The sequence below is a fragment of the Paraburkholderia sp. SIMBA_053 genome, assembly GCF_046534895.1.
Lineage (GTDB): Bacteria > Pseudomonadota > Gammaproteobacteria > Burkholderiales > Burkholderiaceae > Paraburkholderia > Paraburkholderia caledonica.
Genome location: NZ_JAWRXU010001910.1, coordinates 1 through 230, shown reverse-complemented (window position 1 = coordinate 230; position 230 = coordinate 1). Strand labels below are relative to the sequence as shown.

At 70.0% G+C, this 230-nt stretch carries 1 pseudogene; it reads right to left on the bottom strand.

The window, feature by feature from the left end:
• A pseudogene (locus SB753_RS42195) lies at positions 1-230 on the bottom strand (folate-binding protein); the annotation flags it as partial.

The window sequence follows — 230 nt, the reverse complement described above, 5'->3', positions numbered from 1 at the left end:
CGGCGAGGTGCTGCGTGTCGTTCGTCAACTGACCGTGCAGGAAGCTTGCGGCGTCGTCGCCGGTCGCGTCGATCACGCCGAGCTGCGTGAGCACTGCGTAGGCGCCGTGCTGGAGGGCGGCGTCGAACTCATCGGCGGACGGACGCGGCAACACCGGCAGCGCCGTGACGGCCGCGGCTGACGGATTGGCAGCGGGGTTAGCTGGGACAGTGCCTGAAGCGGTAGCGAGC